At 61.9% G+C, this 22,918-nt stretch carries 21 protein-coding genes and 1 tRNA gene; 6 read left to right on the plus strand and 16 right to left on the minus strand.

The genetic code is table 11. The features are described 5' to 3' along the window. Positions 1-41: 41 nt before the first annotated feature. Together K678_RS04425 and ssb are read right to left on the minus strand one after the other, a co-directional pair. Positions 42-1,691 (minus strand): methyl-accepting chemotaxis protein, encoded by a 1,650-nt coding sequence (locus tag K678_RS04425; RefSeq protein ID WP_021131259.1) that lies wholly within the window; start codon positions 1,689-1,691, stop codon positions 42-44. Between the two features lie 245 nt (positions 1,692-1,936). After that, positions 1,937-2,440, minus strand: coding sequence for a single-stranded DNA-binding protein (gene ssb / locus K678_RS04430; RefSeq protein ID WP_021131260.1), 504 nt, complete (start codon positions 2,438-2,440; stop codon positions 1,937-1,939). Between the two features lie 228 nt (positions 2,441-2,668). On the opposite strand from ssb, the gene gyrA reads away from it, so the two are divergent. From gyrA to K678_RS04455, 5 genes are all read left to right on the plus strand, one after another. Beyond that, positions 2,669-5,425, plus strand: a complete 2,757-nt coding sequence (gyrA, locus tag K678_RS04435; RefSeq protein WP_155804453.1) for a DNA gyrase subunit A — start codon at positions 2,669-2,671, stop codon at positions 5,423-5,425. After that, positions 5,364-5,876: a pantetheine-phosphate adenylyltransferase gene (gene coaD, locus K678_RS04440; protein WP_021131262.1), complete on the plus strand. Its 513-nt coding sequence runs from the start codon at positions 5,364-5,366 to the stop codon at positions 5,874-5,876. The genes gyrA and coaD overlap by 62 nt, the downstream gene beginning before the upstream one ends. A gap of 14 nt (positions 5,877-5,890) precedes the next feature. After that, positions 5,891-6,382: a peptidylprolyl isomerase gene (locus tag K678_RS04445; RefSeq protein WP_021131263.1), complete on the plus strand. Its 492-nt coding sequence runs from the start codon at positions 5,891-5,893 to the stop codon at positions 6,380-6,382. Positions 6,383-6,394: 12 nt separating this feature from the next. Further along, on the plus strand, positions 6,395-6,943 hold the full coding sequence (locus K678_RS04450; protein ID WP_039852039.1) for a peptidylprolyl isomerase: 549 nt from the start codon (positions 6,395-6,397) through the stop codon (positions 6,941-6,943). Positions 6,944-7,012: 69 nt separating this feature from the next. Continuing rightward, positions 7,013-7,088, plus strand: a tRNA-Lys gene (locus K678_RS04455). A 74-nt stretch (positions 7,089-7,162) separates the two neighbouring features. Here the strand turns inward: K678_RS04455 and K678_RS04460 are convergent. The 4 genes from K678_RS04460 to hpnC all read right to left on the minus strand — a co-directional run bounded on the left by K678_RS04460 (position 7,163) and on the right by hpnC (position 10,576). After that, a complete protein-coding gene (locus K678_RS04460) occupies positions 7,163-7,630 on the minus strand; it encodes a lysozyme (protein WP_021131265.1) in 468 nt (155 codons plus the stop codon). Between the two features lie 165 nt (positions 7,631-7,795). Further along, on the minus strand, positions 7,796-8,392 hold the full coding sequence (locus tag K678_RS04465; RefSeq protein WP_021131266.1) for a superoxide dismutase: 597 nt from the start codon (positions 8,390-8,392) through the stop codon (positions 7,796-7,798). A 97-nt stretch (positions 8,393-8,489) separates the two neighbouring features. Next, positions 8,490-9,713, minus strand: a complete 1,224-nt coding sequence (locus K678_RS04470) for a hydroxysqualene dehydroxylase (protein WP_021131267.1) — start codon at positions 9,711-9,713, stop codon at positions 8,490-8,492. Between the two features lie 14 nt (positions 9,714-9,727). After that, positions 9,728-10,576, minus strand: coding sequence for a squalene synthase HpnC (gene hpnC / locus K678_RS04475; protein ID WP_231376202.1), 849 nt, complete (start codon positions 10,574-10,576; stop codon positions 9,728-9,730). A 73-nt stretch (positions 10,577-10,649) separates the two neighbouring features. On the opposite strand from hpnC, the gene K678_RS04480 reads away from it, so the two are divergent. Further along, positions 10,650-11,483: a phytoene/squalene synthase family protein gene (locus tag K678_RS04480; RefSeq protein ID WP_021131269.1), complete on the plus strand. Its 834-nt coding sequence runs from the start codon at positions 10,650-10,652 to the stop codon at positions 11,481-11,483. A gap of 128 nt (positions 11,484-11,611) precedes the next feature. Here the strand turns inward: K678_RS04480 and K678_RS04485 are convergent, their stop codons facing one another. The 10 genes from K678_RS04485 to K678_RS04530 all read right to left on the minus strand — a co-directional run bounded on the left by K678_RS04485 (position 11,612) and on the right by K678_RS04530 (position 22,881). After that, entirely contained in the window at positions 11,612-13,330 is a 1,719-nt protein-coding gene (locus tag K678_RS04485; RefSeq protein WP_021131270.1) for a monovalent cation:proton antiporter-2 (CPA2) family protein, read from the minus strand. Further along, on the minus strand, positions 13,321-14,097 hold the full coding sequence (locus K678_RS04490; protein ID WP_021131271.1) for an MBL fold metallo-hydrolase: 777 nt from the start codon (positions 14,095-14,097) through the stop codon (positions 13,321-13,323). Before K678_RS04490 ends, K678_RS04485 begins: the two co-directional genes overlap by 10 nt. Further along, on the minus strand, positions 14,094-14,870 hold the full coding sequence (locus K678_RS04495) for a TatD family hydrolase (protein WP_021131272.1): 777 nt from the start codon (positions 14,868-14,870) through the stop codon (positions 14,094-14,096). The genes K678_RS04490 and K678_RS04495 overlap by 4 nt, the downstream gene beginning before the upstream one ends. Position 14,871: 1 nt before the next feature. Further along, on the minus strand, positions 14,872-16,425 hold the full coding sequence (metG, locus tag K678_RS04500; protein ID WP_021131273.1) for a methionine--tRNA ligase: 1,554 nt from the start codon (positions 16,423-16,425) through the stop codon (positions 14,872-14,874). 45 nt (positions 16,426-16,470) lie between these two features. Further along, positions 16,471-17,562, minus strand: a complete 1,092-nt coding sequence (locus tag K678_RS04505; RefSeq protein WP_021131274.1) for a DNA polymerase III subunit delta' — start codon at positions 17,560-17,562, stop codon at positions 16,471-16,473. Continuing rightward, the gene (gene tmk, locus K678_RS04510; protein ID WP_039852042.1) at positions 17,559-18,203 is read right to left on the minus strand and encodes a dTMP kinase; all 645 of its coding nucleotides are present in this window, start codon (positions 18,201-18,203) and stop codon (positions 17,559-17,561) included. Before tmk ends, K678_RS04505 begins: the two co-directional genes overlap by 4 nt. A 4-nt stretch (positions 18,204-18,207) precedes the next feature. Then, on the minus strand, positions 18,208-19,371 hold the full coding sequence (locus tag K678_RS04515) for a D-alanyl-D-alanine carboxypeptidase family protein (protein ID WP_021131276.1): 1,164 nt from the start codon (positions 19,369-19,371) through the stop codon (positions 18,208-18,210). Positions 19,372-19,476: 105 nt separating this feature from the next. Next, on the minus strand, positions 19,477-20,454 hold the full coding sequence (locus tag K678_RS04520) for a septal ring lytic transglycosylase RlpA family protein (RefSeq protein WP_039852057.1): 978 nt from the start codon (positions 20,452-20,454) through the stop codon (positions 19,477-19,479). A gap of 43 nt (positions 20,455-20,497) precedes the next feature. Then, positions 20,498-21,550, minus strand: coding sequence for a lytic murein transglycosylase (locus tag K678_RS04525; protein WP_021131278.1), 1,053 nt, complete (start codon positions 21,548-21,550; stop codon positions 20,498-20,500). 125 nt (positions 21,551-21,675) lie between these two features. Further along, positions 21,676-22,881, minus strand: coding sequence for a pyridoxal-phosphate-dependent aminotransferase family protein (locus K678_RS04530; RefSeq protein ID WP_021131279.1), 1,206 nt, complete (start codon positions 22,879-22,881; stop codon positions 21,676-21,678). Positions 22,882-22,918 lie beyond the last annotated feature (37 nt).

Here is a 22,918-nt window from a genome sequence, read left to right on the forward strand (position 1 = left end):
GGGATGAGGCTGATATCGTTTTGGATATCAGCCTCTTATCGTCAGGCTCTAATGCTGTGGAGGAACGAACCGACTTCCTTGTCCAATCGTTTCGATTGTTCGGTGAGGGTGTTCGAGGCCGTCAGAACGCCACCCGATGTCGTCTCGACATCGGCGATCGCCCCCGCCAGCGCGGCAAGGTAATCGGTCACCTGACGGGTTCCGGCAGAGGCCTGCTGAATGTTGTGCGAAATCTCGGTGGTAGCGGAATGTTGCTGTTCCACCGCTGCCGCAATCGCGGCCCCAATCCCATTGATTCGCCCAATTGTTCCGCCAATATTACGGATCGCCACCACCGCTTCGGACGTGGCGTTCTGGACCGCGTTGATCTGGGTCGCGATATCCTCGGTCGCCTTGGCGGTCTGGTTGGCGAGATTCTTAACCTCACCGGCGACGACGGCAAAACCTTTGCCCGCTTCTCCCGCCCGCGCCGCCTCGATTGTCGCGTTCAAGGCCAGCAGGTTGGTCTGCGAAGCGATATCGTTGATCAGATTGACCACCTCGCCGATCCGCCCGACCGCATCGGCCAGACCTTGAACCAGATGATCGGACCGTCCTGCCTCGGCCACCGCATCCGAGGACATCGTTGCCGAATCCCGAACCTGGCGACTGATTTCCTGAATTGATGCTGACAATTGCTCCGAGGCGGCCGCCACGGTCTGCACCTTGGATGACGCTTGGTCAGCCGCCGCCGCGACTTCGCCGGCTTGGGCCGAGGTCTGATTTGCCACCCCGGTCAGGCTCTGGGCGGCATCGCGCATGCTATGAGCTGACGTGGCGATAACGTCGGTGACCTGTTTGACGCTGCGTTCGAAGGAATCCGCCATCGCCAGGGCAGCCCGACGGTGTTCGTCTTCGACCTGCCGCTTGACTTGTTCCTGAGCATCGCGCAGAGACTGGGCTTCACGGGCGATGTCGCGCAGGGATCGGATCGAGTTTGCCAGGGAGCCGATCTCATCGCCGCGCTCGGTCTCGGTCACCTCGGTCGCGTAATTCTGGTTGGCCAACTGAGTGGTGGCTTCGGTCAATCGCTTCAGCGGCAGGGCAATGTGGCGGGCGACCGCCATCACCAGGATCGTGGTCAGCAAGGTGATCAGCAGAACGATTCCGGAGAATTTCAGCGCGGCGGAGCGGAATTCGGCTTCAATGTCGTCGATGGCGACGGCAGAGCCGATCATCCAGCCCCAGGGGGCGAAGAACTGGGCGTATGAGCCTTTTGGAACCGGGATTTCCGAGCCGGGGCGGGTGAATTGATAGAACACGGCACCACCGCCCGCCTTGGCGACCTCGATCATCCGGGCGATGAAGGGCAGGCCGTTGATATCCCTGATCCCGAGCGCGTTTTTACCTTCGCGCTCGATCCGGCCGGGGCTGAGCATGCAGGTCCCATCCTCGGCATAGATGAACAGGTATTCTCCCCCGTCATAACGAACGGCGCGCAACTGATCGCGGACCCGCTTTTGCGCCTCGTCCTGCGAGAATTCGCCTCTGACAGCGCGGTCGTATTCTGCCTGCGTCAGGGTGCGGGCGATGTCGGTGACACTGCGCAGTTTGGCAATGCGATCCGCTATCATCGATTCATGGAGGAAGACCATCCCTAGACTCGCGACCAGAATGAACCCGACGACGCTGGCCGCGACAACGATCAGCATTTTTCCCGAAAGACCCAACCTCGGCACGGTGTATTCCCCTCAAATGAAACTGGAACGCGATGCGTCTGCCGCATATATCCGGGTCGGATGGCGAGCCAGAATGGATAAAAAGGGACCTCTGCCCTTCGCGCCTCCCGATAGGCTATCGCCCGGTCAGAGTCCAGGTCGTTATCCATCGCGCAAAGAAAAACGGGAGGCTCCTGGTGGAACCTCCCGTCGAATGAACAGCTTGGAACGATCGTCGGTTAGAACGGAATCTCGTCATCGAGATCGGCCGGGGGCTCCCAGCTCTGCCCACCGCCCTGGCGGCCGCCGCCACTCTGACGGGGCGGGGCGTCGTCATATCCGCCACCAAACCCGCCGCCAGATCCACCACCACCGGCCGAGCCACCGCCATCGCGGCCACCCAGCAGGGTCAGTTCACCCTTGAACCGCCCGATCACCACTTCGGTGGTGTAACGCTCCTGACCGGATTGATCTGTCCATTTGCGGGTTTGAAGCGCCCCCTCGATATAAACCGAGCTGCCCTTGCGCAGATAGCGCTCGGCAACATCGGCAAGGTTCGGGTTGAAGATCACCACCCGATGCCACTCGGTCTTTTCCTTACGTTCACCGCTGGCGCGGTCTTTCCAGGATTCCGAGGTGGCGATGTTGAGAGAGACGATCTTCGCCCCGTCCTGCGACGTCCGCACCTCGGGGTCACGTCCCAGATTGCCGACAAGAATGACTTTATTGACGCTGCCAGCCATGGCGCATTGTCCCCGCGAATGATCAAGGCGGCGCACATTATCGCATGGGACCGGGCGGCGGAAGGGGCACTTTTCTCGCCCGGGCAGAGGAAAGATGGCCGCGCGGTTGTCGCACTGCACGATATCTGGTAGCGTGCGCCTCCATAGCCGACCGGTCGCCGCAACCCCTGGTTGTCAGCGCCGGTGTGGTCATGTCCGAAGTCCTGTGCAACCGATGGGAAGACATCGTTGACCACCCCTCCTGTGTCGCCACAATTCGATATCACCCCGGTTACCATCGAAGATGAGATGAAGCGGTCTTATCTCGATTACGCGATGAGCGTGATTGTGAGCCGGGCCCTTCCCGACGTCCGCGATGGCTTGAAACCGGTCCATCGACGTATTCTGTTCGCGATGAAAGAGGCCGGTTACGACTTCAATAAACCGTTCCGTAAATCGGCGCGCATCGTCGGTGACGTCATGGGTAAGTATCACCCCCATGGCGACAGTGCGATCTATGACGCCATGGTCCGGATGGCCCAGACGTTTTCGATGCGGCTGCCGCTGATCAACGGGCAGGGCAATTTCGGATCGATGGACGGCGATCCGCCCGCGGCGATGCGTTATACCGAGGCCCGTCTGGCCCGTGTCGCCCACTCGCTGATCGAGGATATCGACAAGGAAACGGTCGATTTCCAGGCCAATTACGACGAATCTTCATTCGAACCGACGGTGCTTCCGGCGCGGTTCCCCAACCTGCTGGTCAATGGCGCTGGCGGTATCGCCGTCGGCATGGCCACCAACATCCCGCCGCATAATCTGGGCGAGGTGATCGACGCCTGCTGCGCCTATATCGACGATCCCGAGGTGACCCCGGACCGGCTGACCGAACTGGTGCCGGGCCCGGACTTCCCCACCGGTGGCACCATCCTCGGCCGCGCCGGTATCCGCGCCGCCCAATTAACCGGGCGTGGCTCGGTGATCTTACGCGCCCGCGTCCATTTCGAGGAAATCCGCAAGGATCGCGAGGCGATTGTCGTCACCGAGATGCCGTATCAGGTCAACAAGGCGCGGATGCTCGAGCAGATTGCCGAGTTGGTCCGCGACAAGAAGATCGAAGGCATTTCCGACCTGCGCGACGAGTCCGACCGCGATGGCGTGCGGGTGGTGATCGAGCTGCGGCGTGACGCGATCGCCGAAGTGGTGCTGAACCAGCTCTATCGCTTTACCCCGCTCCAGACCAGCTTCGGGGTCAATACCCTGGCGCTGAATGGCGGCCGTCCCGAGATGATGACCTTGAAGGACATCATTGCCGCCTTCGTCACCTTCCGGGAAGAGGTGATCACCCGCCGCACGATCTTTGAGCTCGGCAAGGCTCGCGACCGTGCCCACGTCTTGGCCGGTCTGGCGATCGCCGTCGCCAATATCGACGAAGTGATCCGGTTGATCCGCGCCGCGCCCGATCCCGGCACCGCCCGTGAGCAATTGATGGCGCGTGCCTGGCCGGTCGGCGATGTCGATTCGCTGATCCGTCTGATCGACGAGCCGGGACGGGGGATTGAGGACGGGACCTATCGTCTGTCGGAAATCCAGGCCAAGGCGATCCTTGATCTGCGTCTGCACCGTTTGACCGGGCTTGAACGCGACAAGATCGGCGACGAACTGCGCGAGATCGGGGCTCAGATCGTTGAATTCCTTGAAATCCTGTCGTCGCGGACGCGGCGTCTTGAGGTGATGAAGGAAGAACTGGCCGAAATCCGCGAGCAATTCGCGACTCCGCGCCGGACGATGATCGAAGAAAACGAGTTCGAAGCCGATATCGAAGACCTGATTGCCCGCGAGGACATGGTGGTGACGGTGACCAACACCGGCTACATCAAGCGGGTGCCGCTGTCGGCCTATCGTGCCCAGAAGCGAGGCGGCAAGGGCCGCTCGGGGATGAACATCAAGGAAGAGGATTTCCTCAATCAGGTGTTCGTCGCCAACACCCATGCGCCGATGCTGTTCTTCTCCTCGGCGGGTATTGCCTACAAGCTGAAGGTCTACCGTCTGCCGCTCGGCACGCCTCAGGCGCGGGGCAAGGCGATGGTCAATCTGCTTCCCCTTGACGAAGGCGAGACGATCTCGACCATCATGCCGTTGCCCGAGGATGAAGCGGTGTGGGGCGATCTGCATGTCATGTTCGCGACCTCGCGCGGCGACGTCCGCCGCAACCGGCTGTCGGATTTCGCCGAAGTGCGCGCCAACGGCAAGATCGCGATGAAGCTGGGCGAGAACGAACGGCTGATCTCGGTTCAGACCTGCTCGGCCGAAAGCGACGACGTGCTGCTCGCCACCCGGATGGGCAAGGCGATCCGGTTCGCCGTTCAGGAAGTCCGCGAGTTCAAGGGACGCGATTCGACCGGCGTGCGCGGAATGCGGCTGGAAGAGGGCGACGAGGTGATCTCGATGTCGATCCTCGCCCACGTCGATTACGACAGTGAAACCCGCGATGCCTTCTCGCGGGGCGAATTGTCGATCGAGCAGACCGAGCGGATGCGGGCGGAAGAGCAATTCATCCTGACCGTCACCGAAAACGGCTTCGGCAAACGGACCTCAGCGTTCGAATACCGCATCACCGGACGAGGCGGGCAGGGTATCGCCAATATCGACATGACCGCCAAGACCGGGCCGGTGGTGGCATCGTTCCCCATCGCCGACGAAGATGAAATCATGCTGGTCAGCGATGGTGGTAAATTGATCCGAATGCCGGTCTTCGATATTCGGATTGCCGGTCGCAAGACCCAGGGCGTGACGCTGCTGCGCACGGCCGAGGGCGAACGGGTGGTGTCGGCGGCCCGGCTGTGCGATCTGGGGGGGGACCCGGCGACGGCGAAGGGGAAAGCGACGACGACACCGAAAATGCTGAGGGCGAGGCTCCGCCCCTGTCTGGAGGAGACGCGGCATGACCACACGGGTCGGACTCTATCCCGGCACGTTCGACCCGGTGACCAACGGTCACCTTGATATCGTCGCCCGAGCCGCCGGTCTGGTCGATCACCTGATCGTCGCGGTGGCGGCAAACGCCGGAAAGGGACCGCTCTTCACTCTGGAAGAGCGGGTGGAGATCGTCACCGCCGAAATGGACGATCTATCCGCCCAACTTGGCACCAGTATCGAGGTGCGGCCGTTCGACTCGCTGCTGATGAATTTTTGCCGGGAATGCGGCGCCAATCTCATCGTGCGGGGCCTGCGCGCCGTCTCGGATTTTGAATATGAATTTCAGATGGCGGGTATGAATGCCCGCCTTGCCCCTGATATCGAAACCATCTTCCTGATGGCGTCGGAACGCTGCCAGTTTATTTCGTCGCGTTTCGTCAAAGAGATCGGTCGTCTGGGGGGGGATATTTCACAATTTGTCAGCCCGGCTGTAAAGTCCAGGCTGGATGCCAAGTTCGGCTCGGGGGACCGGCCATAAGAGGGGAGGAAGGCGTGGACAGCGAGAATATTCTGCACCTGGAGCTTAAGGGGGGACGGGTCGTCATCGAACTGCGTCCGGATCTGGCGCCGAATCATGTCGCTCGTCTTAAGGATCTGGTGCGGCAGAAATTTTATGACGGGCTGAAGTTCCATCGGGTGATCGAGGGCTTCATGGCGCAGACCGGGTGCCCGAAGGGGAACGGCACCGGCGGTTCGGGGGTCAAGCTGAAGGCCGAATTCTCGGCGGAGAAGCATGTCCGCGGCACCTGCTCGATGGCCCGCGCCAGCAATCCCGACAGCGCCGATTCGCAATTCTTCATCGTCTTTGAACCGGCTGCGCATCTGGACGGCCAATATACCGTCTGGGGGCAGGTGATCGAAGGGATGGAGCATGTTGGTGCCATCAAGAAAGGCAGCGTTCTGCGCAATGGCAACGTCGACAATCCGGACACGATCCTCAGCCTGCGGGTCGCTGCGGATGCCGCCGAAGACGCCAATCCGTGAGGTGATGAAAGAATGTCTGTTTTGAAGGGTGCCGCCGCTGCGGTATTTCTGCTGTTTGCTACCCTGGTGTCGGCCTCTGCCGCCACGCCCGAAGATACGCTGTTGCTTGACCTCGCCACCGGAACGGTGACGGTCGAGTTACGCCCCGATCTCGCACCGAACCACGTTGCCCGCATCAAGGAATTGGTGCGCAAGGGTTTCTATGACGGCACCCCCTTTCATCGGGTGATCGCGGGCTTCATGGCGCAGGGGGGCGACCCAACCGGCACCGGCACCGGCGGGTCTGGCACCAAGCTGCGGGCCGAATTCTCGGGCGAGCCGTTTGTGCGCGGCGTGGTCGGCATGGCCCGCGCCAACAGCCCGGACAGCGCCGATTCACAGTTCTTCATCATGCTCGGTTCATCCCCCAGCCTGGATGGTCGCTACACGATCGTTGGCACCGTGTTGGAGGGAATGGATCTGGTCGACCGGATCAAGAAGGGCGATCCCAGCGACAACGGCATCGTCAGCAAGCCGGATAAGCTGGTCCGTGCCCGCATTTTGGCCGACGTTAAGAAATAGTCGGCCAAAGATGAAAACAGGAGATTGACGAAGGGCGCTCTCCTGAATATGGTGAGCGCCCTTTGGTGAGGGCCCGTAGCTCAGTTGGTAGAGCAAGCGACTTTTAATCGAGAGGTCCCGGGTTCGAGTCCCGGCGGGCCCACCAAATGAAAAGCCCCCAGGAAATTTCGATTTCCTGGGGGCTTTTTCGTTTTCCGACGAGGCACCTTATCCCCGAGTCTATGCCAACCGATTCGTGTTGCTGAGAAACAGCGTCCGCTCGGCCTCGCGGCGACGGGTCAGACCGGCCAGAACCTGTCCATTAACTTTGTTCCAGCGCAGGAACTCGTCAGCAGCACCAAAGATATCGTTTGCGTTCAGCTTCTTCAGCAGGGTCGAGCCGTAAAAATTTCCGGCCCCCAGATTGAACACAAACGATACCAGCGCGGAAAACTGGTTGTCGGTGATCGTAACGCTGACCGCACCAACAATCGCTTTCTCGGCGGCGACCAGATCCCGAGAGAGCAGGGTGTTGGCGTCCTCTTCGGTGATCGTCATTCCCGTTTTGACGTCAGGCCCGGTGTGGCCATAGCCTATGGTCAATTTCCCCGCCGGACAAAGATAGGCTTTCAGCCGCAATCCCTCGCACTGGCGAATGATATCCTTTCCCGCTTCATTGCAGGATCGGATCGACGTGGTTGCACTCATCTCGGAAGCCCCCCGCGAACGATCTTAGTAAGATCACGTTTTGTTCCTTACCCTTATAAGCTGATTCCTGAAAGATTGGCAATCTCAGGGATGTTGTCGCCCATGAAAAACCCCCTGGAAGGGTTACTTCCAGGGGGGCAGGGCAGTCGAAACAAAACCGGACGGTCAGCCCAGGTTCGCCTCGACGAAGGACCAGTTGACGAGGTGATCGAGGAAGGCCTGAACAAAGTCCGGGCGGCGGTTCTGCCAGTCGAGGTAATAGGCGTGCTCCCACACATCGACGGTCAGCAGCGCCTTCTGGCCGTGCGCCAGGGGAAGGTCGGCATTGGCGGTCTTGGTGATCTTCAGCTTGCCGCCGTCTTCGACCAGCCACGCCCAGCCCGAACCGAACTGAGTCACCGCAGCATTCTTGAACTCGGTCTTGAACGCCTCAAAGCTGCCGAAATCAGCCTCGATTCGTGCCAGCAGGCTCGGGCTGGGCTGACCGCCGCCGCCCTTGGTCAGGCTGTTCCAAAAGAACGTGTGGTTCCACACCTGGGCGGCATTGTTGAAGATGCCTTGCTTGGCCGGCAGATCGGCGGCGGCAATATGGATCAACTCTTCGAGCGATTTGGACGCCAGATCGGTGTCCTTGATCAGGCCGTTCAGATTGTTGACATAGGCTGCGTGATGCTTGCCGTGATGAAACTCAAGGGTTCGCGCCGAGATATGCGGCTCCAGCGCATCAATGGCAAACGGAAGCGGCGGAAGCTCGAAGGCCATGGGATACCTCGCTCTCTCAGAATGTTCTCGTTAGGCTTAGAAGGGATCTAAACCATCCTGGGAAAGATAGGCATTTATTGGAGAGATGTGAAGGGTCTTACCGCCCAAAGGATAGGGTCTTTTGTCCCAATGCCCGTTGAGCTGCGTATAATCCACTGCTTATCGCGGCTTCAATCGTGCAAGGCCAAGACGAACGAAGCCAGTCCCCGGCAAGATAAACGCCGGGGATCGACGTCTCGGGACCGGGGCGACGACGGATGGTGGCGGGATCGTGGGCGAGGGTAGCCCGGCGTTCCTTGATCACCCGCGCAGGAGGGACATCCGCAGCAGAGAGTCCGATCGCACTGGCGGCTTCGCCCCACAAGATCGCGGCGATCTCGTCAGCCGGGCGATCAACCAATCCCTCCGCCGCCGATACCGTCACCGACAGCACGTCACCACGCGGAAACAGCCAATGACCATAGCCGTTGACCAGCCCCAGGAATGGAACGCCCTGGGGCAGAATCGCGGGATGAGCGAGGCGGAAATGAGCATTGACGATGGTGCGGGTCGGCAATGTCAAATCCCAACCGGGGAGAACCGATCCCATCGCCCACGGCGGCAGGGCCAGGATCACCCGGTCATGCGGGCCGAGGATGACCGAGCGATCCTCGTCAAAATCGAGCCGACCTGCCGTAACACCGATCAGGCGATGCCGGAATTGGATTTCAGCACCGAAACTGCCTAGCGTGGCCAGGGCAGGGGCGACCAGAGCCGCCGACAGCCCCAACGGAAAGGTCCAGGGGGATAAGGCGGGCGCACCGCCCAGCAGCGCGCGGCGCATCGTCCAAGAAAACATCCGCGCCGATGATTCCTCGGGCGTGGTGTTCAAGATCGCTTCGCACAACGGTTTCCAAAAGCGGGCGAAGCCTGGACTCTGTCCCAACCGGTCGGCGACACTGGCCTCAGCCCCAGTCCAGGGCAAGCCCAGCGCCCGCAAAATCTCCCCCAATCCGGCGGGCAGACGGGTCGGACTGACGGTCCAGCGCGATTGGTCGGCCAGATCGAAGAAATCGAACCGGCGCGGGGCAGGGACCATCGCCTCGATCCCGCCAGTGGCGCGGGCATAGCTCAAGGCGATCTTGTTCGCGCCCAGCAGGAGGTGGCTGCCATTGTCGATCAACCGGTCAAGCTTGTCGTCAAAGAACGAGCGGCACCGTCCGCCGGCATGGCTGGCAGATTCATAGAGACAGACCCGAATTCCGGTCCGGGCGGCCGCAGTGGCGGCGGCCAGACCGGCCAGACCGGCACCGACAACGTGAAGAGTCGTGGGATGGGGCATCAGACCGTCGCCTTTTAGACCGCTAAACCGCGTGCCACGCCGACAACGACGACACCGGCATAATCGAGCGGAGACAACTTGACCCGGGTGGCGAGCGGATCGCCGCTGCGCAGGCGCTTGGACAGCACTTCCGCGACCCGGACGGTGATCGACGTCTGGAGCCGCAGCCGAACGTCGCGGATTTTCCCAACCAGGGGGCGGGCGTCGGCAATCAGTCCATCGGTCAGGTCGAGCATCTGATCGAGTACCGTCCGCAATGCGGCCGGGCTGGAGGGTTGCCGCAGTACCTCACGGGTCAGGCCGGCAGCGTTCAGCAGATCGAGCGGAATATAGACCCGATCCAGCTCGCGCAGATCCTTGCCGCAATCTTGAAGATGATTCAGCACCTGCAAAGCGGCGCACAGCGCATCGTTGGCGGGAAAGGTCTCGGCCGATTCACCGTGCAGGGTCAGCAGGAAACGGCCGACCGGAGCCGCCGAAGACTGGCAATAGCTCAGAAGATCGGCCCAATCAGCGCAGTAATTACGCAGCGCATCGCGACGAAACGCGTTCAGCAATTCGGCGGCAGTGTCGATCAGGGCAAGATCGCCGGACACGGCGGCGCGGTAGGTCAGGGCAGTCGCCAGCTCTGGCGCCTCCTTCGTCCCGCGCAGCGCGGCCTCAAGCGCGTCGAGAGCCGCGACCTTCTGCACCCCGGTCAAGGCGGCAGAATCCGCGACATCGTCGGCATGACGGGCAAAATGGTAATAGGCCATCACCGTACTGCGGCGTGATTTATGCAGCAGAAGCGACGCGACCGGGAAATTCTCCTCGTTCGCGGTCTTGCTGGCAGCGGCAGACAAAGGGGCTGCGGCGCGGGTCACGGCGAATCCTTCCATAGACGTATCGGTGAGGAGGCCGCATATATGACACGTCTTGCACGGAAGGGACAGACCCTTGCCACCTCTGAAAACCGGCCTGTCTTATGCCGCCACTCTGGTGCGCCAGTATGATCGCGAACGCTTCGTCACCGCCTTGTTCGCACCGGCGGACCGTCGCGACGATCTGTTCTCACTCTATGCGCTGAACGTTGAATTAACGAAAATCCGGGAACAGGCTCGCGAACCTCTGGCCGGGCTGATCCGCCTGCAATGGTGGCGTGACGCGCTGCTGGCCGGGCAGGGTGGGGCCGGTCATCCCCTGGTCGAGCCGCTGCGTCTGGCAATTGCCCGGCACCAACTCGACCCAGAGCAGATCGACGAGATTCTGATCGCCCGCGAACACGATTTCGATCCTGATCCGCCCGCCGATCTCGACGCGGCGGAACGTCTGGCCGCGGCCGCGCCGGTCGGTGTCGGAATGCTGGCTTTGTCGATCCTTGGCAGCGATGGCGAGGCGGACCGAGATTGCGTTCGCGCCATCGCGACCGCCTGGGGAATTTTGGGGCATCTGCGCTCGATTGCCTATCATGCCGCCCTGGGTCGGGTGACTTTACCGGCCTCGCTGTTGCCGGAAGACGGAGCCGACGCGATTCTGGCCGGACGAGCGACTGGCGAGGATTTGACTGCCGCAGCCCGAGCAATGATGGACCGGGCCGACCACTGGCTGGTTCAAGGGCGAGGCATCCGCGTGACGCGAACGGCGCTTCCTGCTGTGTTGGCTGCGGTGCAAGCCAAGGCTCATCTGGCCGCGCTGCATCAGGCAAACGGCAATCCATTCGCGCCAGGGATTGTCCGCAGCCACCCACGACCACTCGCCCTGGCCTGGACAGCGTGGCGCGGACATCTTTGATATCACGTGAAAAGAGAGCGGGAAGGGTGGTGTTGCCCCGAAGGGAGGCTATAAATGCCAACACCCGATTGTCGCATAATGTATATTATGGCGATAATCAGGAGGGGGGCCAGGATATGCAATACCGATCAGTCCAGAGTGACCGTCTTGTCGTCTCGCGGCACGGGTCCCAATGGCAAATCGACGCTGTGGCGCTGGCGGCGCAACGTCTGCTCCACAGCGTCGGGATCGATACCGGTCGATCGCAACACCAGACCGGCCAGCTGCAAGCTGGCTTCGATTGTCTCGGGCACAACGGCGGTTGCACCGGCGTTGCCCAGAATTTCTTTCTGAGCCAGATCGTGCGCCCGGGCAATGATGATCAGACCGGGGACCGTCTGACGGATTTGGGCCACGGCCCGTTCGGCGGCCCGAGGTTTGTTGACCGTGATCACGGCCGCCCGCGCCCGCTCGATTCCGACCGACCGCAGTACGCCGACCTGCCCCGCATCGCCATAATAAACCTGCAATCCGTTCGCCCGCGCCTTGGCCACCCGGTCGATGTCGAGATCGAGCGCGAGGTAATCGATATCGTGTTCCGACAAAATCCTAGCGACTGCACGTCCAATTCTCCCATATCCGGCGATGACGACGTGGCCGCTTTTCCCCTCGGCAGCAGACGGAAACATCTCTCGGGCCGTTTTCTTGCGCCAGAACAGCGTCACGGCCCGTCCCAGCCCGGCCAGCGCGGGCGTCAACGCCATCGACAGCACCACGGCGGCCACCAGGGTCTGAGACTGCTCGCGCTCAAGCAGGTTCAATTGGTCGGCGCGGGAAAACACGACGAAGGCGAACTCGCCGGTTTGAGCCAGCAGAACCCCAACCCGAAAGGACTGTATCCTCCCAATCCCGATAGCGAGTCCACACAGCCCGATCAGAACCGCCTTCACGAAAACGAGGCCAAACGTCAGTCCTGTGACCGTCATCAGATGACCGGTGACATAGGGCAAGTCGATCGACATCCCCACCGTCATGAAGAACAATCCGAGTAACAGACCGCGAAATGGCTCGATATCGGCTTCGACCTGATGACGATAAGGTGAATCCGCTACCAGCAGACCGGCGAGAAACGCCCCCAGCGCCATCGACATTCCGGCCTGGGCGGTCAACCAGCCGACTGCGAGCACCAGCAACAGGTTGGCGGCGGTGAACACCTCGGCATTGCGAATCCTGGCGATGTAGCGATAGGCCGGACGCAGGATCACCCGCCCAACCAGATAGATCGCGAGAATTGCCAGCACAGCCTTGATCCCGGCCAGTTCCAGGGCCGAGGCCATCCGGTCCGGGGCGCTGGCCAGCAGCGGCAACAACACCAACAACGGGACCACCGCCAGATCCTGAAGGATCAGAACCGAGATCGCGATGCGGCCGTGATGGCTGACCGCTTCGTTGCGTTCGACCAGGATCGCGAGCACGGTTGCCGTCGAGGAAAAAGACAGCGTCACCCCGACGACCAACGCAGCGTGAGGCGACAGACCGAACGCGAGGCCCAGACCGTAAAACACTGCTCCACACAAGACGACCTGCGTAATTCCCAGGCCGAAAATCAGCCGTCGCAAGGTTCGCAGCCGGGCAAATGGCAGGTCGAGACCAATCGCGAACAACAAGAACACCACCCCAAGCTCGGCCAGCGGGCGGGTAATCTCGGCATTGATCGAAACCGGGCCGGGGTTATACGGCCCCAGGGCAATCCCGGCGACCAGATAACCCAGCACCGAGGGAATCCCCAGGCGCTGAAACAAAGGCACCACCAGAACCGCACCCAGCAGCAGAATCAGCACCACCACCTGGGGGTCGGTTACGGGCATGGCACCTCAAGGATCATGCCGTCATAGGCAGGTTCGATTCCTTCGGGCAGCCGCGCCCGCAGGGATTGGTAATCCAGACGCGACCCTAAATGGGTCAGCACGGTGCGGCGCGGCCGTAGGGTTTCAACCCATTCCAGTACGCGACCGACATGGGCGTGGGTGGGATGAGGCTCATCGACCAGACAGCCGACGATCAGCAGATCGAGGCCACGCAACGCGGCAAATGACTGCGGGGGAAAGGCAACGACATCGGTGCAATAGGCGATATCACCAAAGCGTAGACCCAGCGAGCGGCAATAGCCGTGATCCTGATCCAGCGGCAGGACATCGATGTAGCCGACCTGAAACCGGTCGGTGATCGGTTTGGCATCCAGCAACGGACGAAAGATCGGTCCGGAGATATCGCCGATCGGCTCGAAGGCATAGGGAAAGCGCCCCCTTACCGCGTCAAGCGTTTCGGCAGTCGCCCACACCGGAAGAGCACGGCGGATAATACGGTTGATTTCGCGCAGATCGTCGAGACCGTGCAGATGGTCGGCGTGATCGTGGGTATAGATCACGGCGTCCAGGCTGCGCACCTGAGCCGACAGCAATTGCTCGCGCAGGTCGGGAGAGGTATCGACCAGAATCCGGGTCGGACCGCTCTCGACCAAAATCGAGGAGCGCAGGCGACGATTGCGCGGCTCTGCCGGATCGCACCTGCCCCACCCCATTGAAATCCCGGGAACCCCGGCAGCACCGCCGCAGCCCAGGATCGTGATTTTCATCGCCCGACCTTTGTGAACAGGCGCAAAAAGTTCGCGGTGGTCGCTTCGGCCAGTGCGGCGGGGGAAATTCCCCGGATTTCGGCCAGACGGGCGGCGGTCAGAGCGACATAGGCCGGTTCGTTGCGCTTGCCCCGATGCGGCAGTGGCGCCAGATAAGGCGAATCCGTCTCGACCAGCAGCCGGTCAAGCGGCACCGATGCCAGGGTCTCGCGCAGGCTGTCGGCGGTCTTGAAGGTCATGATCCCTGATGCCGACAGATACAGCCCCAACCGCAACGCCGTGGCGGCAAAGTCGGGTCCAGCGCTGAAGCAATGGATCAGACCGGTAAAGGCCCCCTGCCCCATCTCCTCTTCGAGAATTGCCGCCATGTCGGCATCGGCGTCGCGGGTATGGATGATCACCGGCAGACCAGCGCGGCGGGCAGCTTCGATGTGAATCCGAAACGACTCTCGCTGCCGGTCGCGCGGGCTTTTGTCGTAGTAATAATCGAGCCCGGTCTCACCGAACGCGACCACCTTGGGGTGCTCTGCCAAGGCCAGCAGAGTCTCGACCGTCGCTGCCGGTTCGGTCCCCGCTTCGTGAGGGTGAATGCCGACGCTGCAATAGACCTGCTCAAACCGCTCGGCGATCGCCAGCACCTGGGGATGGCGGGTAATGTGGGTGCCGATGCTCAGCATCACCCCGACATCTGCCCGTCCGGCTCGCGCGACGATCTCATCAAGATCGTCGGCAAAATCAGGAAAATCCAAGTGGCAGTGACTATCGACCAGCATGTCAGTCCGCCGTTTCCTCGACAAAGCGGGGGAACACCCCCTGTGGCGCGGGCAAGGCAGTCCCAGGAACCAGACGCCCGGCCTCCCCCAGACGGGCAAAGACCCGACCGTCCGCGGCAATCGCCAACTGGTCGAGCATCCGATCGGCTGATGTCGGCATGAACGGATGCAACAAAGTGGCAACGGTCCGGATCGTTTCGGCCAGCACGTACAGAACGGTCTCCATCCGGGCCGGATCGGTCTTGCGCAACGCCCACGGAGCCTGACGGTCGACATAGCCGTTGGCGGCGCGGATCACCACCCAGATCGTCTCCAGCACCTCGTTGAAGGCCTGACGGTCGATCAGCGGACGCACGGCGGCCAGCAGCCCATCGGCCGCGCCCAGCATCGCGCAATCGTCCTCGGTCCGTTCGGCTTGAGGCGTCGGCACCTTGGCGCCGCAATTCTTGCCGATCATCGACAAAACCCGCTGGGCCAGATTGCCAAGATCGTTGGCCAACTCGCTGTTCATCCGGCCGATCATGGCGCGGTGGCTGAAATCGCCATCATTGCCGAACGGGACTTCGCGCAGCAGGAAGAAACGCAACTGATCAAGGCCATAGGTATCGATCAGTCCCAACGGATCGATCACATTGCCGACCGATTTCGAAATCTTCTGGCCTTCGTTGGTCCACCAGCCATGAGCGAAAATCCGCTTGGGCGGGGGCAATTGCGCCGCCATCAGCAGCGCAGGCCAATAAACGGCGTGGAAGCGGACGATATCCTTGCCGACGACATGGATCACTTCGGGCCAGAAACGGGCGAACTCACCTTGCGTATTGGGATAGCCAACCGCCGTCATGTAATTGGTCAGGGCGTCGAGCCAGACATACATGATGTGGTTCTCGTCGCCGGGAACCGGGATGCCCCACTTGAAGCTGGTGCGGGAAACCGACAGATCCTGCAAGCCACCAGCAACGAAGCTTCTGACCTCGTTCAGGCGCGAGGCCGGAGCCACCGCGTCGGGATTGGCCTCGTACCAATCGAGCAGCGGCTGTTGCCACTTCGACAGACGGAAGAAATAGCTGGGTTCCTTGACCCATTCGACCGGCGCGCCGGTGGGGGCAAGGCGGGCACCGCCCGGACCAGAGATCAGTTCATCCTCGGCATAGAATGCTTCGTCGCGGACCGAATACCAACCTTCGTAATGGCCAAGGTAAATCTCGTCACGGCGGATCAGCTCGTTCCACAAGGCCTGGCAGGCGACATGATGCCGCTCTTCGGTGGTGCGGATGAAATCGTCGTTGGAGCAACCGAGACGGCGGGCCAACTCGCGGAAATTGGCCGAATTGAGATCTGCCAGGGCCTGCGGAGTGATCCCGGCCACTTCGGCCGATTTCTCGACCTTCTGACCATGCTCGTCGGTGCCGGTCAGGAAGTGGACGTCATACCCGTCAAGACGCTTGAACCGGGCCATGACATCGCAGGCCAGAGTGGTATAGGCGTGGCCGATATGGGGCTTGTCGTTGACATAATAAATCGGTGTCGTGACATAAAAGGCTGCGGCCCCGGTCATTCGGCGGTCCCTCCGTCTTTGGTCTTGTGAACGCCCGACTAACGGCTAGCGAGACGCGCGGCGCGCCAAACGCTCCACGGTCAAGAAGGCCCCCAGCAAAACTTGCTTGCGGTCGAGATGAACGGCCTCTGCTCGGGCGAACATGAGGCTGATCTTTTCCCATACCTCCAGCCATTGTTCAAGAGAGGCCGCCGCCAGCAAGCGATCGATCAGCGCGGATTCTCCTGAAACCACCTCGGTTACCCTGCCCTCACCGGCCCGGCCCCCATTGCGAACCATCCGGGCCAGCCACCAGCACAGCAATTCGGAGACGGTGGAAAACAGCTCGCCCGCCTCGGGCCGCGCCACCCGATCGGCAAAGGCATGAACCGCAGGCAGATCAAGCCGCGGCAGCGTCAACAGAAGGTTGACGATCTCGCGATAGAGATCGAGACCACCCGCCTCGGCCAGCGACAGCGCCTTGCCGATGCTGCCTTCCCCCAGGCGCGACAAAGCGGCGCGGTCGTCCTCGGTCAGGTCGGGACGGTGGTGAGCCAGAAGCTGGGTTACGATCTCTTCGGGAAGCGGCCGTAAAGTGAGGCGGCGGCAGCGCGACCGGATCGTCGGCAACAGCCGACCCGGAGAGTGAGAGATCAATATCATCAATGCGTTGCGGGGCGGTTCCTCAAGTACTTTCAGAACCGCATTGGCAGCATTGCGGTTCATCTCGTCGGCTGAATCGATGATGACGATTCGCCAGCCACCCTCGGCCGGCGTCAGCGACAGAAACGATCCGATGCCGCGGGCATCCTCGACCACGATCTCGGAGCGCAATCGGGTTTGGCGATCGTCGGCCCAGCCACGCTCGACGACATCAAGGTCAGCATGACCCCGCGCCGCCACCCGCCGAAACACGGGATGATCGGAAGAAATCGCCAGCGAGGACGGCGCATCGCCGAACAGACTTGGCCCGCCGCCGCCTGCCAGGACGAACCGGGCCAGACGATAGGCCAGGGTCGCCTTGCCAATCCCTTTGGGGCCGCAGATCAGCCATGCATGGGGGAAGCGGCCGGACGACCACGCGTCAAGCAGGACCTGTTCCGCCGCTTCGTGGCCGAAAAGCTCGGCGGACTCGCGCGGCGGCGGGACATCGCTCATGGTGGAGACAGCCGCGCTTCGACCGTCGCGAGGATAGCGCGATGCACGATATCCGGGGCCTGACCGGCATCGATCACGGCGCACCGACGCGGATTATCGGCGGCAATGCCCAGGAAGCCCTGGCGCAAGCGTTGATGAAAGCCCAGTCCCATCCGCTCGTAACGGTCTTCGGCTCCTCCCCGACTCCCGGCCCGCTTCAATCCGTCCTCGACCGGCAGGTCCAGCACCAAAGTCAGATCGGGCGCGAAACGACCAACGGCGATCCGGTACAGGCTGCCAATCGTCTCGGCCGACAGACCATGACCGAAGCCCTGGTAGGCCAGAGTGGAATCGGCGAAGCGATCGCAAATCACCCACTCTCCACGCTCCAGCGCGGGCCAGACGGTGCGCAGCAAATGGTCGCGCCGGGCGGCAAAATGGAGCAAAGCCTCGGTAATGCCGTCCCAACGGCTGGTTTCTCCCGAAACCAACAAGGCGCGGATCGCCTCGGCTCCCTCCGAACCGCCGGGTTCGCGGGTGGTGACAACAGTCACCCCACGCGACCGCAGCGCTTCGGCCAGCAAGGCGACCTGAGTCGACTTGCCAGCCCCCTCGCCGCCTTCAAAGGTAATCAACCGGCCCGGTTTCGGCGGCAAAGTCACGATTCTACCTCTGCGAACCCGAGAAGAAGCTGCGGATGGTTTCGACCAGACGGCCGCCAAAGCCGAGTCGGGGAACATCGGCGACGGCTACCAGCGGCATTTCCAACGCCGAGAGGCCGGGCGCAGTGACAACGACCTTGCCGATTTCGGTTCCGGCCTTGATCGGAGCCGGAATCGGACCGTTGAATACGACCGAGACCTTCATATCCGCTCGCGCCCGACGCGGCAACGTCACTGCCAGATCCGATTTCGCCGCCAGGGTAATGGTCCGGGCCTCGCCCATCCATACCGGGGCGTCGGGAACCACCACTTCGCCAGCGCGGAACAGCGGATAGCGATCCCACTCGCGGAAGGCCCATTCGGCCAGACGGCGGGATTCATCGGCACGCTGCTGCATGCTGCCCAGGCCGTTCAACACCATGATGATGCGGCGGTCGCCGCGCTTGATCGACGCGGTCAGCCCGAACCCGGCGGCCTGGGTGTGGCCGGTTTTCAATCCGTCGGCGCCGGGGGTGCCGTACAGCAGCGGATTGCGGTTGCCCTGACGGATGCCGTTGAAGACGAACTCCATCTGGCTGAACAGCGGATAATAATCGGGGAAATCGGCGATCAAATGACGGGCCAGCACCGACAGATCGCGGGCGGTCATCATGTGGTCTGGTTCGGGCCAGCCACTGGCGTTGCGGAAGGTCGAGCGGGTCAGACCGATCTGACGGGCCCGGCGGGTCATCGCTTCGGCAAATGCTTCCTCGCTGCCGGAATGGGCTTCGGCCAGCACCGAGCAGGCATCGTTGCCCGACTGGATCACAACACCCTTCAGCAATTCGTCGACGGTCGCGGTCGAATTGACCGGCAGAAACATCATCGAGCCTTCGGATTTGTAATGGCGTTTCCAGGCGGTCTCGCTGACCGGCAGGGCGTCGTCGGGCTTCCAAGCCCCCGATTTCAGCTTCTCGAAGACCATGAATACGGTCATCAGCTTGCTCATCGACGACGGCACCATCAACTCGTCGGCGTTCTTTTCCATCATCACCGTTCCGGTATCGAAATCAGTGATGATCGCCTGACGGGCGGCGGTATCGATGGACTGGGCGGACGCGACATTGTCCAGGCCCAGACCGGCGGCGATTGCGGCCGCAAGCAGCGACCGGCGGAAAAGCGGGAGCATCTTCAACGTCTTCGACCTGTCAGTTGGTAACGGAACAAAGCGCATCGGAACCGTGATGCGCGGGAGAAGAATGGTCTGTCCAGTCCGATGCGGACAAAAGCAGCGTCAGTCGACCACCACCCGGGCGTCGGTCTGGCCGACGGCGACGACGGCGTCAAGCATCCGGTCGGCCTCCTCGACATTGGCGAGCGGGCCGAGGCGAACACGATAGACAGTGCGTCCCTGCACCGTCGCCTGCTGAATCTGAGACCTACCAACGGTAGAAAGGCGGGCAGACAGGCGGAGCGCATTGTCGTGACGACCAAACGAGCCAGCCTGGACATAAAGGCTGGTCGGATGAGTGGGAACGGTGCTCACGACCTGATTGGACAAATCGGCTTCCGCCGCCGCGACTTCGCTCCGGGGCGGAGGGGCCGAAGCCGCAGGCTGATCGGCACCAGGACGCGCCGCGACACCGGGAGGCGGCGGCAGAGTTTCGGCGGTCACCGAGCCCCGCGGGGCTGCCGTAGCCACTTTCGGCTCGTTTCCGGTCGAATCCGGCTTCAACTTTCCGGCCAGAACCCGACTTTCCTCGTTTAAGACCTCAACCCGCACTTTCGCGGTGCCCTTGCCCTCCATCCCCAGCAACTGCGCCGATTTGCGCGACAGGTCGATGATGCGGCCATTGACGAAGGGGCCGCGATCATTGATCCGCAGGATAATCGAGCGGCCGTTCTCCAGGTTGGTGACCCGGGCGATGCAGGGAAGCTGAAGGGTCTTGTGGGCGGCGGTGACAGCGTTCTGGTCGAACACCTCGCCGTTGGCGGTCAGCTTGGCGTGGAAGTCGGGACCGTACCACGAGGCGATGCCGGTTTCGTCGTAATCGAAATCTTCCTGGGGGTAATACCACACCCCGGCGACCTGATAGGGCTTGCCGATTTTGTAATTCTGCACCGCCGAGGATGAGATGGCAGGCGAATCGCCCGACGACATCGCCGATTTCGCCGCATGGCCGAACAAATTCGTCTCAGCGCAGCCGCCAAGCGAAACCCCCGACGCGATCAGCAGGGCGAGTATCGAAGCCTGCCGCGCGTTTCGCATCATCTGGTCAATTCCCACGGCCATCCACACACATCAATTTTGAATCTTAACGGTCGCCGATCCGGTCTGCAAGATGACCGACGGCCAGGGCGAAGAAGGTCGAGCGATTCCATTTCATGATCGTTCTGAAATTGTCATAGACCAGAAAGGGCGGCCCCTTGCCCGGCTCGGCCAGCACCAGCGAAGCGCGGAGATCGCGCTGGGGCAGTGGCTTGCCGTCAGCGGCGCGCAGCCCCAACCGCGACCATTCCGCAAGGGTCCGTGTCTTGTCCAATCCGGCCAGATCCAGCGACAAACCGTCTGGAATCTGAACGGCCCGGCCCCAGGTCTGGTCGTCCTTCCATCCTTCCGACGACAGATAATTGGCGGCAGAGGCCAAGGCATCGGCGCGGTTGCGCCAGATATCGCGGCGACCGTCGCCGTCCCAATCGACCGCAAATTTGACGAAGGTCGAGGGCATGAACTGGCATTGCCCCATCGCTCCGGCCCACGACCCGACCATGGCCGACGGGGTGATGTGGCCCTGATCGAGAATTCGCAACGCCTGCATCAATTCAGTGCGGAAATAGGCCGAGCGACGCCCGTCATAGGCCAGAGTCGCCAGAGAGGAAATCACCGACATCCCACCAGTATTGCGACCGAACCCGGTCTCGATCCCCCACAGCGCGACGACGAAGCGGGGCTGAACCCCAAAGCGCTGTTCGATCGCGGTCAGCAGCGCGCGGTTTTCCTCCAGCTTGCGCTTTCCTTCGGCGATTCGGGCCGGGGTGACGATCCGCTCGAGATAGGTGTCAAAGCTGAGAGAAAATTCCGGCTGCTTGCGGTCGAGTTCTATCACCCGATCGATATGGGTGACCCCGGCCAGTGCGGCGTCAAGCGTCGTTGGCTTCACCCCGGCGGCGAGGGCATCAGTGCGTACGCCCGAAAGAAAGCTGTCGAAGCTCTCGGCCCGAGGCGGCGGTGCCACCGTCGCTTCGGCGGCAGCGGACGGCGGCGGGGCGACCGTCACCGCGGCCGGCTGGGTCTCATCGGTCGCCGCCTGGCCATCAGTGGCACCGACACAACCGGGCAGCGCCAGCAATCCCAGGGATACCGACATTGCCAGCCAAGATTTCGATGGTCTCGCCATTGCGATACCCCAAGATGTGGTCATATCCGGTCTTCCTTTTGCCACGAATCCGGGTTCAATCGCAATGGCGGCCATCCCCTTGTCGTCTGGAGCGATCAGTGCCGTTCGATATTCGCGGCAAGAACCCGTTCCATCGCCGCCATACCAGCGGGCGGGTCGACCCGTCCCCCGGCCACCCGCATCCCCGCCCCCAGCGCATGCAGCGTCCGCGACAGATTATGGGTCCGGCTCTGTTCGCCCATCTGACCGATCCGCAGAATGTTGAGGCCAAAAGCCCCCGAAATTTCAACCCGGTACATCTCGGACATGATGTGGCGAATCCGGTCGGCGGAGACCCCGTCGGGAACGCTGATTCCCACCACGGAATTCAGCCGCGCTTCAGCCGGGATCAGCAATTCCAGCCCCATCGCCTCGATCCCCGCCTGCAAGGCGGCGGAACAGACGGCGTGACGGCGGAAGCGGGCCGGCAGGGTTTCTTCGCAGATCAACCGTAGCGCCTCGTGCAGCGCCAGAACACCCGAAACCGGGGCGGTGTAGTGATAGGATTTCTGATTCCAGAATTTATCGGCGAGACGGGCATCGAGACACCAATGCGCCATCGGAGCATTGCGCTTTTCGATCCGGGCCCAGGCATCATCGGAAAAGGCAATCAACGAGACGCCGGGAATCGACGACAGCCCCTTCTGGCCGCCGGTGATGACGGCATCGACGCCCCACTCGTCCATTTCCATCGGCATCGTCGACAGGGTACAGACGGTATCGACGACGTTGAGACAGCCATAGGCCTTGCCCAACCGACAGATTTCGGCGAGATCGCGGTTCCACACCGTGTTCGAAGTCTCGCCCTGCACCACCGTCAGCACCGAGAATCCGCCGGTCTTCAGCATGGCCTCGACCGCTTCCGGGCTGACCGATTGCTTGTCAGGAACCTCAAGGATCGTGACGTCGCCACCGACCCGGGTCGCCATCTCGGCGAGACGGCCGCTGAACAGGCCGTTACGGATACTCAACACCTGAGTCCCCGGCTCGACCAGATTACAGATCGCCATCTCCATCGCCGCCGAAGCCGGTCCGGACACGCCCAGGACATGACCCGAATTGGTCTGGAAGACATAGCGGGACATCACCTTGACCTGCTCGACCACCTGACTCATGGTCTCGCCCAGATGATTGATCACCACCGAATTTGCGCTGGCGACCTTGTGCGGAATCGGCACCGGACCGGCACCCATCATCAGCAACGGTTCGTCGGGCAGGATATTGTCGAGCGGGATCACGCCGGGGGGCTTGGGGTATTTCATCTCATGTCCTGGGGTTGAATGACGTTCGGCTGAACTT

Source organism: Magnetospirillum fulvum MGU-K5, from assembly GCF_000442515.1.
Classification (GTDB): domain Bacteria; phylum Pseudomonadota; class Alphaproteobacteria; order Rhodospirillales; family Magnetospirillaceae; genus Phaeospirillum; species Phaeospirillum fulvum_B.